This window comes from Bacillus sp. BR3(2024) (assembly GCF_039134555.1).
In the GTDB taxonomy this organism is placed as follows: domain Bacteria; phylum Bacillota; class Bacilli; order Bacillales; family Bacillaceae_G; genus Bacillus_A; species Bacillus_A cereus.
Genome location: NZ_CP152433.1, coordinates 850,894 through 868,016, shown reverse-complemented (window position 1 = coordinate 868,016; position 17,123 = coordinate 850,894). Strand labels below are relative to the sequence as shown.

Below are 17,123 nucleotides of genomic sequence, written 5' to 3'. Positions count from 1 at the left end.
TTCTCGTAAGACTACTCGGATGCAAACCTGTTAATTCTGATACTTGACTAACTCGTAAAAATTTCATTATTATTCTTACCTCATTGAATCTACCATAGCACATACGTTCGATAGATTCAATGAGGTTTGATAGATTTAATTAAATGTATCTCGTTCAACTAAGGGCGCAATTCCTTAGCCAGTTCTCTTATGAACTTCTCATGTTTTCACATGAGCGCAGACTATATGTTTATCTCTTTAGAGATAGAGGATTTTTCCATCACCATAGGCTTGTGATGTACTCTCGTCAGTTATACGAGATAGTCGTTGAACGTTCATCCTATCCATTTTGACTTAGATGATTCGAGGCGGAAGACCCATTGTTCTAATGTTTAGGATTTAACCTTGCATCATCTGATTGATTTTTTCTGCTTTCGCGACATTCACGCTCGCTATTTCTAGCCACGTTGTAGTTCAATCAGCTTTAGGGATTGCCCGCAGTTAACCCTCACTACTAGCCAATTACTTGACTAGCAGGGCTTACTGATATATTTAATTAACTTTCGTTATAATTGGTTAAATAAATCGTAACAGTTAGTTACCCTTTATTTCATAATGTGTGTAATAAAGATTTTAATTTCACCTAGTTAATTAATGTGGTGAAGTATCATTTATCATTATATTACAAATGCATTATTTTTCCAACAATATGAATTCGACATTATTTTGACAAGATTTAAAGAATGCGCTTACAACCTTTTGTTTATCTTAAAATAACATTTTTATATCTCTTCTAAAAATGTACAAAAATACTTCCACCTATTCACATTATTAACAAATTTATAGTACCTTGCAAAGAATAATAGCAAGTGATATATTTGTAAATAATGGAATAACCATTATTTGGAATGTTATTCACGATTAGTATATCTCCTTTCAAAAAGTAGATATAGATTGTGTGTGCTGTTTAGAAAAAAGATAGAATTTTCAGCCATAATTCATCATTTTATAAAGGAAAGTGATTGTTATGAACAAAAGTGAATTTTTAGAGCAACTTAGTTCTTCCCTACGGAATATGCCTAATTTAGAAAAGGAGGATATTATCTCGGAGTACGAAACTCATTTTATTAGTGGTAAACAAGATGGAATATCTGAAGAGGAAATTTCTAAAAAGCTAGGAAACCCTAAAACTATCGCTAAAGAACTTAATATTTCATATGTAATAAGTAACGCTGACAATAGGCGCAGCCTAAAAAATATTATAACAGCACTGTTTTCTGTTATGAGCTTAAGTGTTTTAAACTTTATATGTATCATTATCGCTTTTTTCGTATTACTCTTTCTATTACCACTTCTTCTGGCACTTATAATTGCTACACCATTATTAATTATTTCACCTATCTTATTAATAGGATTAGGATTCTTTAAAGGGTTTCATCAAATCAGTTATTCCGATGTTTATAATGTATTTATAGCTTTTTGCGTCGGTTTACTCATATCCGTCATATCTTATCAAATGGTAAAACATCTATATGCACTTTTAGTAAAGTATTTGAAATGGAATATTGCTATTTTACAAAGACACTAATGAATGTAAAAGGAGATTAAAATGAAGAAATATACTTTATATTCACTCATGCTACTTACTCTTTTATTTCTATCAGCTTGTTCAAACAGTGCACAACCTAAGGAAGAAAACGATGTACAATCTATTAAAGATGTTGCTATTAAAGTTCCAGAAAATATATTTAGTTCCTCAAAGAAAAACGAAACTATTAATGAAGACGAAATGAAACAAAATATAAAAAATTATATAGATTATAGTTGGGAGTTATCTGAAAATATTATCCCTCTCGCTTCAACAAATTCTGATAAGAATTTCACGGAATCTGACCGAGAAAAATTACAAAAACTAATTGATTTAGCGAAACAAAACGATATGAATTTCCATGAGTTTATTAGTAATAATAATTTACCTACTGATTATAAAAAACCTTCAAAAGAAATCTATGCATTTATGTCATCATCTACGGATATTTTCGTAGAGCTAGATCAAGAATTAGACAAACTCACCCAAGATGGTAACTTATTCAAAGCCAATTTTTCTTTTACAAAACGCCTTGAGAAAATAAATGGGAGGAAACAAAAAGAGATTGAAACGTTTTTGAACGAAAAAAATATTAAAACTTCAATTAACAGCAATAAAAAAAATTAACAGATGTGTTACATATCCCTTTCAAAATAACCAATAAGAAATGGCTATTTTGAAAGGGAGTTTTTGTGGTATAACTATTAAATTCCCTAAACAAAAAAGACACTCCTAAACTAGGAGCGTCTTCCACTATTACGCTTGTTGTTGCGCGCTATATAATTCTTCAAGTGGCTTCATGATAATTTTGTTAACGTCACCGATTACAACGTTTAGGCGTTGCTCAGTTTCCATTAATTTTGTAATTTTAGCATCTTGTTGAATGCGAGCTACAACTTCTTGTGCTTGTTGGTTGTCTTCTTCAGTGATTTCTTGGCCTTGCATCATTTTCTGTTGTAGGCTAAGTTGCATTGTACGGAACTCATCGAATAAGTTCTTTGAAGCTGTGTCAGCTTGAACTGCTGCGTAGCTCTCTTTTAAAGTTTTGAAGTCTTCGTTTTCAGCGATTGCTTTTTGTAATTCATATGCAACATCATGAATGTTCTTTGTCATTTTATTTTTCCTCCTTTAGAAGGCTAGCGCTTTTCACTCGCACTGCCTTTTACGTGCATTTACATACGCACCTCTTCTTACCATATCAAACTATGCAAGAGATGTGAAGAAATTTCACTTTTATTTCTATGTACTCACCTTATTATCTAAGAAACAATAGTAACAATCCTTGTACGAGCCCGATCATTCCGCCTAATAACGCTCCTAAATACGTAATCATTTTCAATTCGTTTTTCGTAATAGACAGAACTAAGTCTTCTAATCTTTCTGTTGAGAATGTAGACACTTCTTGCTGGACAATTTCCGCAAGGTGTAGATTATTTAGTATACTCTCTACATTTTCTGTTCCCCACTTTAAGCCTTTCGCTACTGCACTTGGAACCACTTTTTCAATAATTGTTTCTCGAACTGGTTCACATACTTGCTGAACAGATTGATTTAAAAACTTACTCACTGTTTCCTCTACTCTAACTGCTGACAGCACGGAGCTTACAATCATTTCTTTCTCTACAAATGCTTCCAATTCTTTTACATCTCTTCCTTTTAACTTTTCCCACTCTTTTTGTAGTACGTCAGTTAAAAGCTGCTTTGTAGCATCTTGCCCTAAAAACTTAATAACTTCTGGCTGCACACGATCCACAACACTTACATTTCCTAAAAACATCCCAACTAAGTTAAGTAGCGTTCCACGAGAAGCAAAGAAATCATCAATCATTTTTGAAAGACGCGCTTTCCCTTCTTCACTTTCAAAAAAGCTAATTCCTCGCTCTAAAATAAACGCCGAGGCATTCGGAATCGCATTCTCTATCTTTTCATGTACAGAATGAGGTAAAGCCTGTTCCCATGTATATGTATAATACTCTGCTAAAAATGCATGAATTTTTTCTGTAATCACATATTCGATTTTTCGAGTCGCTTCTTCTTCTACATGCGCTACATTCCATTTTTCTAACATATATCGCAGTGATTGTTCATTCGTAATTCCTTTATCCACTTCCACTTGCGCCCAGTGGATTAAACCTTTTTGAAACTCTTCATTTGTTAGCTTTTTTCCGATTCCTTCTGGTGTTAACAAATGTTCTACAACCATTTTTCCTAATTGAACAGCAAGTTCATCACGACGCTTCGGAATTAACCCTGGTGTAAATGGAACTTGAAACTTTCCGATATAAATAGGACGATGAGGACGAAATAACATTTTTATCGCTAAATGATTCGTGTATCCCCCAATAATTGCTCCGAGTCCTGTCGTCGTTAATATATTTAACCATATATTCATTACAATCAACCTTTCACTTCTCCAAAACTATAGCATATCATCATACGGACAAAAGTATAATGGTATAAAAACGTATTTGCAATATATAGCTTCGCCTATTATGCAAATAGTAGTAAAGGAGTGATTTCGTTGGTTCTCGGCCTTTTAACTTCTAAACTTCATTATGAGCAAACGTATTACACCGAAATCGCTAAACGCGCTCGGCTTTATCATAATGTCGTTGCCCAGTTTACGCCATTTTGTATTGATTCTAAAACAGACCTTGTTTCTGGTCTTATTTACGATACAGATACAGGAAAATGGAAAGAGCAAACATTCCCTATTCCTTCTTATATATATGATCGTTATTCTTTTCACGAGGAAACAGACTTTGAAAAAGCAAAATCAATTATTCACTCTTTGCACAACCGTCCTTCCACTACCTTTTTAAATAACACACTTATTAACTTAAGTGAACTACATGATTTATTTCTTACTAATAAAAAACTGTCTCCTTATATACCTAAATTTGAAATGGCAACGATACAAAACATTTTCAAACTGTTGTTAAAATCTAAAGATATTATTATACGCCCCACTAATATACATTCTAAAGATAACTTATATCGAGTCGCTTACAAAAATAAAACGTTTCATATCGATACAGTAAATGAAAAATACCATACTTCTCTTCCAATCAAGCGGACAGATGAATTTATATCTTGGTGTAAATCTAACATACGTTCATCACGCTACATAGTGCATACCATGCTACAACCACCAAATCAATTAACATACCCACTCCACATTCGAACTATTTTGCAAAAAAACAAAGAACAAACTTGGAATGTTATAGGTCAATTTATACAAAAAAGTTCATTTCCTAATCAGCTTTTACCTTCAGCAACAGACGATGATTCATTGCATTCATTTTCAAAAATTAAATACGTACTATCTAGTACAGGTGTGCAACTATTGCAAGACGCTTTACACGACATTATAAATGAAGTATTCCAAACACTAGATCAGTCTTATTCTTCATTATTCGAACTAGAACTTTCCACAATTATGGATCAAAAAGGCGCAATTTGGCTTATGTATGTCAACACGATCCCTCCTTACGAACAATACATTCGTCATAGTGATTCATTAGCTGAAAAGATATTTCACGGACCACTTAAATTCAGTCGCTTTACACCATAATGAAAGGAGGTAAACCTATTTTGAAAGAGCATATATATACATTAAATATTTCAGATGACCATCCAAATAGCATTACTTTACCTTACGTTTTTTCTATTACACCGCCTATTACATCTCTCTCCTTCGGCATACGTCATATTGCAAGTGAAGAGGTGAAAATTCATTATTCCTTTACTCGCGAAATTATTATCGGAAAGCATATTGCCGAAAAACTTTTACTGCCTCAATCAACTACTATTCATGCATTTACACAAAACCAAACAATTATTTTCGGACCATTAATCGGCATTTTTACAACTGGCTTTAATGATGATTCTTCTAACCCTTTAGGAAATCGTTCAATTGCTCTGAGTGAGTTGTTAACACCACCATTCTCATTACGACCGTTCGTATTCGTCTTTGGCGTTCAACATATACACTGGGAAGAAGAAACGATTGAAGGATATTTCTTTCAAGAGAAACAATGGGTAAAGAAAAAAGTCCCTTTACCAAATGTCATTTACGATAGATTACCGAATCGACAAGCGGAAAATTATAAACCAATCGTCAGAGCAAAAAGAAAGTTAGAACATGACTACTCCATTCCATGGTTTAACCCAGGTTTTTTCAATAAATGGGAAGTTCATCAACTTCTTATGAAAGACGAATCAATTAAAACCTTATTACCAAATACAGAAGCATTTCAGCATTTTGAACAAGTAGAACGGTTTCTTGGCACATATAAATCAGTGTACATGAAACCAATACACGGGAGCTTTGGTAGAAATATTCATCAAATATTTTATTCTCAAACAGAGAATTGCTACTACTGTCGTTATCGCGAAAATGAAGAAAATAAACTGAGAAAGTATCAATCATTAGAAACGCTTCTAAACCACGTATTAAAAGGGCATGATTTAAAAAAGTTTATCGTACAGCAAGGTATTTCGTTACTTCGCTTCGATGGGCAACCTGTTGATTTCCGCATTCATACAAATAAAAACCATTTCGGTAATTGGATAGTTAGTGCAATCGTCGCCAAAATCGCCGGCAAAGGCAGTTTAACAACGCACGTAAATAGTGGCGGTGATACAAAATTATTACAAGAGCTTTTTCCAGATTCAACGAAACAAGTTCAAATTGAAAATAAATTAAAACATACTGCCTTACAAATAAGTTACGCGCTCGATGAACAAGTAACTGGAAATATTGGAGAAATCGGTTTTGATATCGGTTTAGACACAAAGGAAAATCCGTGGCTCTTTGAAGCCAACTCTAAACCTGGGCGAACTGTATTCCAAGATAAAAAATTAAAAGAGCAAAGTGAACTGACGCGCCAATTATTTTACGAATATGCCGTCTACTTAACTGAACATTCTTTACGTGATACAAAAGAAAAAATGTCTCAAATAAAATCAGGGGCTTCATCAAACACCGAACATATCCCTTCTCCTATGATTCACTCACAAATACAAAAACAAAAACTTCCACCTAGATAATAAGGTGGAAGTTTTCTATTTACACAAGTTTTACTACAACCTCAGTTTCCACGTTACATACTCCGCAATAAAAAATATGATTGCAATATTCATTTGAATTATTATGCGTTAAACCATCTACTGCACTTAATAATTCTTGATCCATATAGGCACTATAATCGTCTATATAATCTACAGACTTCCCATAATCTTGGAGTATACTTTGGCAATTTTGACAAGAATATGTTTGTGATTCTAATGCGTTGCAAAGCGGGCAAATTCCCATCATGATTCCTCCATACGTTATCGTTTATAAGCCTCTCTTTTTTAGAGTGAAGAGAGCAACCTATCCAGACATAGGAGCGCCCACTCCATCCCTACTTAAAAATAGAACTATGAAGTTGCTACCGATTTCATTTTTATTTCAATAAATCATAAATAAGAAGCTAATAATTAGCCTACAAGTAGCAAGCTACAATGAAAAAATTATATTTAATATCACCCTTAGTTTGGCCTGTTTTCTTAAAAATACAACGATTACTCTTATTTCATAATTTACGAAACCAATACGTTTTTTTGACAAAATTTACAAATTATTATTTTGTATATCTTTCTAGGTAACATCCATACTATGAGTACAAACTTAATTACCGATGGATTAGCGCCAACCGGGGCGATAATCTGGTTCAACTCCAGCTAGTCCAACCAAAAAAACTTTTATAACTCTAAGGAGGATATATTCCTATGGCAAACCAAAATTCTTCAAATCAATTAGTAGTACCAGGTGCAACAGCTGCAATCGATCAAATGAAGTACGAAATCGCTCAAGAATTTGGTGTACAATTAGGAGCAGATTCTACGGCTCGCGCTAACGGTTCAGTTGGTGGAGAAATCACAAAACGTCTAGTTGCAATGGCTGAGCAAAGCCTTGGCGGATTCCACAAATAAATATATATGGCAAAAAGGTCTCAAGGCATATGCCTTGAGACCTTCCTTAATTTATTGCAACATTTGTAAAAACTTCTTCGTGCGTTCTTCTTTTGGATTTGTAAATACTTCTTCTGGTGTACCTTGTTCGACAACGACACCACCATCCATGAAAATAACACGGTTCGCAATTTGATGTGCAAAACGCATTTCGTGCGTTACAATAACCATCGTCATGCCTTCTTTAGCAAGTTCTTTCATTACTTTCAGAACTTCTTGAACGAGTTCAGGATCAAGCGCTGACGTCGGCTCATCAAATAGTAACACTTCCGGCTCCATCGCAAGTGCGCGCGCAATTCCAACGCGCTGTTGTTGTCCGCCTGATAATTGGAACGGATATAAATCCACTTTATCTGCTAAACCAACTTTTTCAAGGAAATAGTTTGCTTTTTTCTTCGCTTCTTCTTTCCCCATCTTTTTCACTGTAACGAGCCCTTCCATTACATTTTGAAGTGCTGTTAAATGCGGGAATAAATTATGGTGCTGGAATACCATACCTGTTTGCGTACGAAGATTAACAATATCTTTCTTCGTTACTTTTTGAGAGAAGTTAAGCTCTTTATTACCGATACGAATATTACCAGCGTTTGGCGTTTCTAATACATTGAGACAACGTAAGAATGTCGTTTTACCAGATCCAGACGGCCCAATAATAACAACAACCTCGCCCTTCTCAACTGTTAAATCTATATGCTTTAGTACGGTATTATCTCCGAAACTTTTTTGTAAGTGCTGAATTGAAATCATAAAAACAAAAACTCCTTTTGTAAAAGGATTATTTTAATGTGTAGCGTTCTGAACGCTTTTCTAACATCTGTTGTACGATTGATAATAAGAAACAAATAACCCAATAAATAAGACCTGCTTCAAAATAAACAATTAAAAACTCGTAGTTCATCGCCGCAATTTCCTGCGCTTTTCGGAACATTTCTGTTACTAAAATTAACGATGCTAATGAAGTATCCTTCACTAAGCTAATAAATGTATTCGAAAGCGGCGGGATTGATACGCGCGTTGCTTGTGGTAAAATAACACGTTTTAATGCTTGTGGATATGTCATCCCAATTGTATAAGCTGCTTCCCACTGCCCTTTCGGAATGGAAAGGATAGAAGCACGAATAATTTCAGATGCATATGCACCGACATTTAATGAAAATCCAACAACTGCTGCTGTATATGGCTCAACTTCAATATTAAGAGTTGGAAGACCATAGAAAATAATAAATAACTGTACAAGAAGTGGCGTTCCGCGAATGATAGATACATAGATACGAGCAATCCATTGTAAAATACGACTACCTGAAATACGTGCGAGCGCTGTTAACGTCGCAAGTATAAGACCGATAATAAATGTAATAAGCGTTAATGGAATTGTTGTAAAAACAGCTTCCTTCAGCATAGGCATGAAGGAAGTCTGCATAATATCTATCCAAGTAGACAATCGATCTGAAACTAATGCACTACTTAGATACATTTTCACCGAACCATTTTTTCGTTATTTTGTCATACGTACCGTCTTTTTTCATATCTTCTAACGCTTTATCTACTTCTTGTACAAGCTTATCGCTACCTTTACGGAATAAGAATCCACTTTCTGAAGCTTCTTTTTCTGTATCTACAATTTTAATTTTTGCATCTTTTTTCGTTTCTAAATAATTTAATACTGATAACTTATCATTAATTGTAAAATCAACGCGTCCTGAAGCTAATAATTCTGCCGCTTGGCTAAATCCTTCTACACCAATAATTTCCGCACCGTTTTTCTTAGCAATATCTGCATAGTTACTCGTTAAAGATTGTGCTCCTTTTAACCCTTTTACATCAGCAAATGTAGCAGGCTTATCTTTATCTTTTGCGATAACTAATGCCGCTGAAGATGAAATGTATGGTTTAGAGAAATCGTATTTCTTTTGACGATCTTCACGAATACCAACTTCGTTTGCAACCATATCGAAACGTTTTGCATCTAGGCCAGCAAGTAAGCTATCCCATTGTGTTTCTTTAAATACAGGTTTTACACCTAAACGTTTTGCAACTTCTTCTGCTAATTCAACATCGAATCCAGTTAATTTATTGCTTGAATCGTGGAACGTAAATGGTGGATATGTACCTTCTGTACCAATTACAAGTTCACCGCTTTGTTTAATCTTTTGTAACGCGTCTTGACTAGCTGTATCTTTTTTCTCTTCTTTACCGCAGCCGGCTACAATCCCGATCGCTAATGTAGTTACTGCAAGCACTGAAAATAATTTCTTCATGATAGTAATCCTCCAAGTATTCTGATAGGAATTTAAAAACTATATTGATTGTATGCAATCTTGAACAATTTTTCAATGAAAATGTTCTTATTTAGTTTATCCTTTTTCTTCATAATCAAACAAAAGGGAAAAATAACGCTACATACAAAAAATAAGTAACATTTTTTAATATAGCATTTATGGAGAAAAAGGTAAAACAATACTTCTTATTTAACTGTCGTAATTCGCTAAAGAGTCGACATGTTCATCAATAAAAAAGAACTTGTGAAAATCACAAGTTCTCCTCCATGCATATTAAGCACTCTGATTGCCTTCCATTTGCGTTTTATACATATCGTAATAACGCCCCCGCTTTTTCATGAGTTCATCATGAGAGCCTTTTTCTAAAATGGTTCCTCTATCGAGCACAATAATTTGATCTGCGCTTTTAATCGTTGAAAGGCGGTGAGCGATAATAAATGTCGTTCTTCCTTTTTTTACAACTTCTAGTGCTTGTTGAATCATCGCCTCTGTTTCTGTATCAATACTAGACGTTGCTTCATCTAAAATTAAGATAGCTGGATCAAAAGCAAGCGCCCTAGCAAATGAAATAAGTTGACGTTCTCCAGTGGAAAGCGTACTTCCCTTTTCTGTAATTTCTTCATTTATATTGTTCGCAAATCTTTCAGCACCAACATCACGTAACGCCTTTACAATGCGCTCTTTTGAAATTTTTTCATTTTCTAAGCTTACATTGGAAGCGACCGTCCCGCTAAAAAGAAACGGGTCTTGCAGTACGATTCCCATATGTTCACGGGTTGCTTGTTTCGGCATCTCTTTTACATCGTGACCATCAATCGTAAGCTTTCCTTTTTCAAACTCATAAAATTGAAAGAGTACATTCATGATAGAACTTTTTCCTGATCCAGTATGACCGACAAGTGCCACTGTCTCGCCTTGTTTCGCTTCAAAAGAAATATTTTTTAACACTTCATCTTTTCCATTATAAGAAAATGATACATTTTCAAATTTTACATTTCCTTTTAAACGAGGCATACGTTCTTCTTCTACCGGTTCCCCTTTTTCCTCTAACAATTCAAAGACACGTTCTGATGCAACGCGCGCTTGCTCTAAGTTTGCAAGCTGGTTCACCATATTCGTAATTGGCGAGAATAATCGTGTTAAATAATCGACGAACGCATACAGTACCCCAAGTGAAATAATACCTGTAGCACTTAATGACGCACCGCCGAAATACCAAATTACTCCTGTGAAAGCGATATTTCTTAATACGGCTACTAAGTTATGCGAAGTTGCTGCATTTAAATTTAAAATTTTATTTTGATACTTAAAATAATCGCCATTTAATTCTTCAAATTCTTTTTTCGTTTCACGCTCTTGACGGAACGCTTGAATAATTGGCATCCCTTGAATGGATTCATTCACTGTTCCGTTAATATCAGATAAGCGAGAGCGCATTTTATGATTGTATACAGACGCGTATTTTCTATAAAGAATCGCCCAAACAATTAAAATTGGGATAATTAATAAACATAATGAAGCGAGCTTCACATCTAATAAAAATAACGCAGCGAATATCCCAATAATATAGATGATACTAGAAACGAATGTTGCCAGCACCGTTACATATAAATCACGAATGGCCTCTGTATCATTCGTCACACGCGAAACAATTTTCCCCGCCGGTAAATGATCAAAGTACCGAATTGGCAACGTTTGAATATGAGAAAAAACATCTTCCCTCATAATTTGAATAATTTTGTTCGCTGCCTTCTGCAAGAAGAACTGCTTTCCGTATGCAAATAATGACACGACTACTAATAAAGCGAAATAGCCACCACCAAGTAATAATAGACGGTTTATTTCTGGTTTATAAAACGCAAACACTTCTTCTTTCGTTAATGCTTTCGCTTTATACACTTGCACCGCCTTACCATTTTGAACGGTAATCATATCCCCTTTTACAGTCCGTGACCCTTCCGCATTTACTTTATTCGGTACAAAATAATATTGAAAACCGACTTGCATTACGCGTACTTCTTTTCCTTTTTTCTCGCCTTGTTCAAAGCGATCACTTCGCTTATAAAAAGCCCCATTATACGAAACAGCATCTTCACTCTGTTCTGTTTCATACCAAGGTTTCTCTATCCCGACGATATGATCGTCAATCATCGTTTTAGCGACGAAAGGACCAGCAAGCTCTGCGATGACGAAAATAAATAACATTAACATCGCAGCAAAAATCGTCCCCTTCACTTTCATCGCGTATTGAAACAACCGTTTTGAAACGCTCATATTTTCACCCCACTATCCGCACTTTCACTTTCACCTTGTTGTCTTTCAAACTGCTCAGCATACCAGCCTCCCTTTTGGATAAGCTGATCATGCGTACCTTCTTCTATAACTGCACCTTCATCCATAACGAGAATCCAATCCGCATGTTGCACTGCAGATAAACGATGCGTCGTAATAATCGTCGTCTTTCCGCTTCTTTCCGTTCTTATATTTTCAATGATCGCTGCTTCCGTACGAGCATCTACAGCTGATAAAGAATCATCCAAAATTAAAATTTCTGGATTTTGAATAACAGCTCGTGCAATCGAGATCCTTTGTTTTTGCCCTCCTGATAAAGAAACACCTTTCTCTCCAACGAGCGTTTCTAACCCTTCTGGTAAAAACTCTAAATCCTTTTTAAACGCAGCAATTTCAATTGCTTTCTCTAATTCTTCTTCAGTCGCTTCCCTATTTCCGAATAAAATATTTTCTCGCGCTGTTTTTGAGAACAAAATATGCTCCTGCGGTACATAACCAATCCAGCCGAGTACATTTTCATTCGTCATTTTATCTAATGTCACATCAGAAACTGCAATATCTCCATCTCCAAGCGGATATTGGCGAAGAAGCTGACGTACAAGCGTCGTTTTCCCGCTTCCTGTTTTTCCGACAACCCCTAGCGTTTCCCCTTGCTTTAATGTGAAAGAAACCTTTTTTAAATTTTCTTCAGTTGATGAAGGATATGAGAAAGACACATCATCAAACTGAATATAATCCGGCTCTTGCACAAGCTTTGGATGTTTCGGATTCTTTACATCTGGCTCATACGCTAACGTTTCATTCACACGGTCAAGCGAAGCATTTCCTCTTTGCATAACATTAATTAATTCACCAATTGCAAACATCGGCCAAATCATCATCCCTAAATACACGTTAAAAGAAACGAGTTCACCAAGGGTCACCTTTGACTGGAACACAAGGTATGCACCGTACACTAAGCCGATTAAATAACTAAGACCGACAAGCATTTTCACAGTTGGTTGGAATAATGCATCAATCTTTGCTACCTTCATATTTTTTTCGTAGACGTCATCTCCTAAATGATGAAATCTTTCCTCGTCTGCATTCTCTTGTACGTATGCACGAATAACGCGCACACCAGCGATTGATTCAAGCACTTTATCGTTCATATCACCAAACGCATCTTGCGCAACTGTAAATCTTTCATGCAATTTCTTTCCATATATATTCATCGCATACGCCATAATTGGAAGCGGAATAAGCGCTGCAAATGTAAGCTCCCAACTAATTGTAAACCCCATCATAAAGACAATCGTAAGCATATATAAACTAGAATCCACAAGCGTTAATATACCAAAACCAGCTGTCATAGCGATTGCTTTCAAATCATTTGTCGCTCTCGCCATTAAATCACCAGTACGATTTTTTTGATAAAAAGTCGGCGTCATCTTAAGTAAATGCCCCATAAATTTAGAGCGCATCGTTTTCTCAAGTACGAATGCACCGCCAAACAATTGATGTTGCCATACGAAAGTGAGGCCATATCCAACGATCGTAACCCCTATTAAAATAAGAATAGACTGTATAATAGCTTCGTTCGATAACGTTCCTGTTTTTATGTTATCTATCGTAACCCCTAACACTTTCGGGGGAATCACTTCAACTATATTCACAATTAAAAGAGCTCCAATGGCAATACTATATCTCTTCCAGTGCTCCCTAAAAAACCATTTTAGCTTTAGTAATACTGATAACAATGTAACCTCTCCCTTCTCGTTCTCGTTTACCTCTCATTTCTTTATCCACTATCCAGACCTATCACATTTACATTTCGTAACCCATACAATCTCATCACATTTTTCCACCTTCCAAAGTTTTTTATCGGAACTAAACAAGGGAAAATAAACAAAAAAAAGCATACCGCCGCTTGACGATATGCACAGGAATGCATAAAAAGCGTACGTTACGATATACGCAACGTACGCTTCTTATAAGACAAAGATGCCCTATATATCCGTACGGGTTGCGTAATGATATGAATGTTTTCTGCCATTTAACAGAGCTAAGCCCATTACATTTACGATTACAATCATTACGCACACCCCTTTCATTTATTTTCCATTTATAATCTTACAACTTTATTGAGTATTCTGTCAATTATTTTTTCACACTTTAAATAAAAATATATGATACACCATTTTGAAATAAGGGAATGTTCTGTAAGAAAGGGCATACAAAATAAAAAAAGAATAAGAAATCGTTTTCACAAACATTTCATTTGAAAAATGTTATCAAACCCCCTACAATCACCTTATACTCACTCTTACAAGTTGCTATTTTAGGAGGACTAATCATGACAACTAGCAATACGTACAAATTTTATTTAAACGGAGAATGGAGAGAAAGCTCTTCAGGAGAAACAATCGAAATTCCATCTCCATACTTACACGAAGTAATTGGACAAGTACAAGCAATTACTCGCGGAGAAGTAGATGAAGCAATTGCATCTGCAAAAGAAGCTCAAAAATCATGGGCTGAAGCTTCCCTACAAGATCGCGCAAAATACTTATATAAATGGGCTGATGAGCTCGTAAATATGCAGGATGAAATTGCCGATATCATTATGAAAGAAGTCAGTAAAGGATATAAAGATGCGAAGAAAGAAGTTGTTCGTACAGCTGACTTCATTCGTTACACGATCGAAGAAGCTTTACATATGCACGGAGAAAGCATGATGGGCGATAGCTTCCCGGGCGGTACAAAATCTAAGCTTGCGATTATCCAACGCGCACCACTTGGTGTTGTATTAGCAATCGCACCATTTAACTACCCAGTAAACTTATCTGCTGCAAAACTTGCACCAGCATTAATTATGGGTAACGCTGTTATTTTCAAACCAGCAACTCAAGGTGCAATTAGTGGTATTAAAATGGTTGAAGCACTTCATAAAGCTGGCCTTCCAAAAGGTCTTGTAAACGTAGCTACAGGACGCGGTTCTGTAATTGGTGACTACTTAGTAGAACACGAAGGCATCAATATGGTATCGTTCACAGGTGGTACAAACACAGGTAAACATTTAGCGAAAAAAGCTTCAATGATTCCACTTGTATTAGAACTTGGTGGTAAAGATCCTGGTATCGTTCGTGAAGATGCTGACTTACAAGATGCTGCAAACCATATCGTAAGCGGTGCATTCTCTTACTCTGGTCAACGTTGTACAGCTATTAAACGTGTACTTGTACACGAAAACGTAGCGGACGAGCTTGTTAGCTTATTAAAAGCGCAAGTAGCTGAACTATCAGTTGGATCTCCAGAACAAGATAGCACAATCGTTCCATTAATCGACGACAAGTCTGCTGACTTCGTTCAAGGTTTAGTTGACGACGCTGTAGAAAAAGGTGCTACAATCGTTATCGGTAACAAACGTGAGCGTAACTTAATTTACCCAACATTAATCGATCACGTAACAGAAGAGATGAAAGTTGCTTGGGAAGAGCCATTCGGCCCAATCCTTCCAATCATCCGTGTTTCTTCAGATGAACAAGCAATTGAAATTGCTAACAAATCAGAGTTCGGTCTGCAAGCAAGTGTCTTCACTAAAGACATTAACAAAGCATTTGCAATTGCTAACAAAATCGAAACTGGTTCTGTTCAAATTAACGGACGCACAGAGCGCGGCCCTGACCACTTCCCATTCATCGGTGTAAAAGGTTCAGGTATGGGCGCACAAGGTATTCGTAAGAGCCTTGAGTCTATGACACGTGAAAAAGTAACTGTATTAAACTTAGTTTAATCTTATAAAAAGAAGCTGATCTATAAATAGATCAGCTTCTTTTCTATATAAATACTTCCAAAAACGAAGTATTTCATTCTACTTCCGATTTGGTTTTCCAAATCGAACTAAAACATGCCATAATAATTTTAATTCCTGAAGCACTTCTTCATAAGTTCCACGATCACTCCAAGATAATGGATTGCACTTCAAATCCACTACAGCAGAGCCAATTATATTTGCATCGATACAATGATTCCGTGCAATGCGTCTTGCTAAAGATGGCATTTTTGAACCTCTAAAATCCATCGGAACTTCGTCTACCGCAAGTACAAAACCGATGTGCCAATACAAATCAATAGCATACTTCAGGCAAATTTCTTCTAAAACTTTTCCTACATCCGTACCCTTAAATGAAGGATCTGCAACAAGCGCTTCCACGTCTTCTTTTAGAGAAATCTCTCCATGAATCTGCGCTTCAATATAATGATTAAGATTACGGGCTGGCTCTTTGCTTACTACATCTATAAACGGCCTTTTCAGATTAGCCAGTAAATGATTAATTAATATTGTTGGAGTCAAATTTCCTTCACCAATTGCAAAATCTCTTACGAATGTCTCTTCCAAAAGAGCAGCTAAAATCATATCAAACTCCTCATAAGTCCCCTTTTCTTTCGGATCTTGATGCGAATCTAAATATGTATATGTAGAACGCGAAGAAACTTTTGGAGATAAGAGAAAATAACAGGAACCAAAACGCGGAGCTGGCCCATCTGGATGTAACATTAAATTTAGCGCTCCGTATTTTGGACGTTGATCATTCGTTACGCCTTCTAATTGATATGCCCCTCCAAATATTCTCTTTTCCCAAAGGTCACGTTCACCACCAGGATAAGCAGATACGCTTCCATTAGATAGCAATGTTTCAAACTGACTTTTATATACTCCTTGCTCAAATAGTGCTTCAGCAACACTTTTCTTACTCGAATCTAGTCTGTCTGGATGAAAGTGTAAAGCAATCCTTGCGTGAGTTTTTAAATTAGCGACAGCCTCTTCAAATATTTCATCTGTAATATTTGACATTTTAAGTATATGATTAATCGTTGCTTTAGCCTCACGTTTTTCGTTCTCTGCATATTTTGAAATATACTCTAAAGCAAATAATTGAGATCTTGATAATTCCATAATCAAACCTCTCCTTTAATTAAAATGA

Annotated in this window: 14 protein-coding genes and 1 pseudogene; 6 read left to right on the top strand and 9 right to left on the bottom strand. The window is 35.7% G+C overall.

Features of this window, described 5'->3' with window-relative positions; genetic code table 11:
* Nucleotides 1-1,006: 1,006 nt before the first annotated feature.
* Entirely contained in the window at nt 1,007-1,567 is a 561-nt protein-coding gene (locus V7S45_RS04505) for a DUF1700 domain-containing protein (RefSeq protein ID WP_001042966.1), read from the top strand.
* A 21-nt stretch (nt 1,568-1,588) separates the two neighbouring features.
* Nucleotides 1,589-2,231: pseudogene (locus tag V7S45_RS04500) on the top strand (NDxxF motif lipoprotein).
* 92 nt (nt 2,232-2,323) lie between these two features.
* Here V7S45_RS04500 and V7S45_RS04495 read toward each other — a convergent pair.
* Both V7S45_RS04495 and V7S45_RS04490 read right to left on the bottom strand, forming a co-directional pair.
* A complete protein-coding gene (locus V7S45_RS04495) occupies nt 2,324-2,680 on the bottom strand; it encodes a YlbF/YmcA family competence regulator (protein WP_000164614.1) in 357 nt (118 codons plus the stop codon).
* 142 nt (nt 2,681-2,822) lie between these two features.
* Nucleotides 2,823-3,959 carry a DUF445 family protein gene (locus V7S45_RS04490; protein ID WP_342761673.1) on the bottom strand — a complete coding sequence of 379 codons (1,137 nt, stop codon included), beginning with the start codon at nt 3,957-3,959 and terminating at the stop codon, nt 2,823-2,825.
* 129 nt (nt 3,960-4,088) lie between these two features.
* Between V7S45_RS04490 and V7S45_RS04485 the strand changes: the two genes are divergently transcribed.
* Both V7S45_RS04485 and V7S45_RS04480 read left to right on the top strand, forming a co-directional pair.
* Complete coding sequence (locus V7S45_RS04485) at nt 4,089-5,141, top strand: YheC/YheD family protein (protein WP_025687293.1); 1,053 nt, start codon at nt 4,089-4,091, stop codon at nt 5,139-5,141.
* Between the two features lie 20 nt (nt 5,142-5,161).
* Nucleotides 5,162-6,619, top strand: a complete 1,458-nt coding sequence (locus tag V7S45_RS04480; protein WP_342761672.1) for a YheC/YheD family protein — start codon at nt 5,162-5,164, stop codon at nt 6,617-6,619.
* A gap of 19 nt (nt 6,620-6,638) precedes the next feature.
* Here V7S45_RS04480 and V7S45_RS04475 read toward each other — a convergent pair whose 3' ends face one another.
* Nucleotides 6,639-6,884, bottom strand: a complete 246-nt coding sequence (locus V7S45_RS04475) for a hypothetical protein (RefSeq protein ID WP_000510474.1) — start codon at nt 6,882-6,884, stop codon at nt 6,639-6,641.
* Between the two features lie 458 nt (nt 6,885-7,342).
* Between V7S45_RS04475 and sasP the strand changes: the two genes are divergently transcribed.
* Nucleotides 7,343-7,546: a small acid-soluble spore protein, SasP family gene (sasP, locus tag V7S45_RS04470; RefSeq protein ID WP_000013338.1), complete on the top strand. Its 204-nt coding sequence runs from the start codon at nt 7,343-7,345 to the stop codon at nt 7,544-7,546.
* A gap of 51 nt (nt 7,547-7,597) precedes the next feature.
* Here sasP and V7S45_RS04465 read toward each other — a convergent pair whose 3' ends face one another.
* The 5 genes from V7S45_RS04465 to V7S45_RS04445 form a co-directional block, all read right to left on the bottom strand.
* Nucleotides 7,598-8,332, bottom strand: coding sequence for an amino acid ABC transporter ATP-binding protein (locus V7S45_RS04465; RefSeq protein ID WP_000623610.1), 735 nt, complete (start codon nt 8,330-8,332; stop codon nt 7,598-7,600).
* 28 nt (nt 8,333-8,360) lie between these two features.
* Entirely contained in the window at nt 8,361-9,059 is a 699-nt protein-coding gene (locus tag V7S45_RS04460; RefSeq protein WP_000281501.1) for an amino acid ABC transporter permease, read from the bottom strand.
* Complete coding sequence (locus V7S45_RS04455; RefSeq protein WP_025687295.1) at nt 9,046-9,843, bottom strand: amino acid ABC transporter substrate-binding protein; 798 nt, start codon at nt 9,841-9,843, stop codon at nt 9,046-9,048. The genes V7S45_RS04460 and V7S45_RS04455 overlap by 14 nt, the downstream gene beginning before the upstream one ends.
* Nucleotides 9,844-10,137: 294 nt before the next feature.
* Nucleotides 10,138-12,138, bottom strand: a complete 2,001-nt coding sequence (locus tag V7S45_RS04450; RefSeq protein WP_000116642.1) for an ABC transporter ATP-binding protein — start codon at nt 12,136-12,138, stop codon at nt 10,138-10,140.
* A complete protein-coding gene (locus V7S45_RS04445) occupies nt 12,135-13,895 on the bottom strand; it encodes an ABC transporter transmembrane domain-containing protein (protein ID WP_000953783.1) in 1,761 nt (586 codons plus the stop codon). Before V7S45_RS04445 ends, V7S45_RS04450 begins: the two co-directional genes overlap by 4 nt.
* Nucleotides 13,896-14,491: 596 nt before the next feature.
* Here V7S45_RS04445 and gapN point away from each other — a divergent pair.
* Nucleotides 14,492-15,931, top strand: coding sequence for an NADP-dependent glyceraldehyde-3-phosphate dehydrogenase (gapN, locus tag V7S45_RS04440; protein ID WP_342761671.1), 1,440 nt, complete (start codon nt 14,492-14,494; stop codon nt 15,929-15,931).
* Between the two features lie 78 nt (nt 15,932-16,009).
* On the opposite strand, the gene V7S45_RS04435 is transcribed toward gapN, so the two are convergent.
* A complete protein-coding gene (locus V7S45_RS04435) occupies nt 16,010-17,095 on the bottom strand; it encodes a DUF3626 domain-containing protein (protein WP_000423689.1) in 1,086 nt (361 codons plus the stop codon).
* Nucleotides 17,096-17,123 lie beyond the last annotated feature (28 nt).

Coding starts and splice junctions, on each gene's coding strand:
- V7S45_RS04490 (WP_342761673.1), bottom strand. CDS start 3,959: ATGAATATATGGTTAAATATATTAACGACGACAGGACTCGGAGCAATT.
- V7S45_RS04450 (WP_000116642.1), bottom strand. CDS start 12,138: ATGAGCGTTTCAAAACGGTTGTTTCAATACGCGATGAAAGTGAAGGGG.
- V7S45_RS04495 (WP_000164614.1), bottom strand. CDS start 2,680: ATGACAAAGAACATTCATGATGTTGCATATGAATTACAAAAAGCAATC.
- V7S45_RS04505 (WP_001042966.1), top strand. CDS start 1,007: ATGAACAAAAGTGAATTTTTAGAGCAACTTAGTTCTTCCCTACGGAAT.
- gapN (WP_342761671.1), top strand. CDS start 14,492: ATGACAACTAGCAATACGTACAAATTTTATTTAAACGGAGAATGGAGA.
- sasP (WP_000013338.1), top strand. CDS start 7,343: ATGGCAAACCAAAATTCTTCAAATCAATTAGTAGTACCAGGTGCAACA.
- V7S45_RS04465 (WP_000623610.1), bottom strand. CDS start 8,332: ATGATTTCAATTCAGCACTTACAAAAAAGTTTCGGAGATAATACCGTA.
- V7S45_RS04460 (WP_000281501.1), bottom strand. CDS start 9,059: ATGTATCTAAGTAGTGCATTAGTTTCAGATCGATTGTCTACTTGGATA.
- V7S45_RS04455 (WP_025687295.1), bottom strand. CDS start 9,843: ATGAAGAAATTATTTTCAGTGCTTGCAGTAACTACATTAGCGATCGGG.
- V7S45_RS04475 (WP_000510474.1), bottom strand. CDS start 6,884: ATGGGAATTTGCCCGCTTTGCAACGCATTAGAATCACAAACATATTCT.
- V7S45_RS04435 (WP_000423689.1), bottom strand. CDS start 17,095: ATGGAATTATCAAGATCTCAATTATTTGCTTTAGAGTATATTTCAAAA.